This is a genomic window from Jeotgalibacillus sp. ET6 (genome assembly GCF_029667115.1).
Lineage (GTDB): Bacteria > Bacillota > Bacilli > Bacillales > Jeotgalibacillaceae > Jeotgalibacillus.
Window position 1 is genome coordinate 1 of sequence record NZ_JARUIU010000218.1, and the last position, 246, is coordinate 246.

General features: G+C 39.0%; 1 rRNA gene. It reads right to left on the reverse strand.

Annotated features, from left to right (window positions below):
* A 5S ribosomal RNA gene (gene rrf / locus P6709_RS20180) occupies window positions 1–84 on the reverse strand; the annotation flags it as partial.
* Window positions 85–246: the final 162 nt, after the last annotated feature.

A 246-nucleotide genomic window follows, 5' to 3' on the forward strand; every position in this document is an offset into this window, starting at 1 on the left:
CCCCCAACTACCATCGGCGCTGAAGAGCTTAACTTCCGTGTTCGGCATGGGAACGGGTGTGACCTCTTCGCTATCATTACTAGACAATTTTGTTCTCTTTGCGACAAGTTACATTATAACATTATGTAAGAGACAATTCAATACAATAAAGAAATAATTAATCATCATTCCTTCAAAACTGGATAAGACATCAAATCAAACGCTGCGTTTTCGAGTAATCACCAAAATTGGTTAAGTCCTCGATCG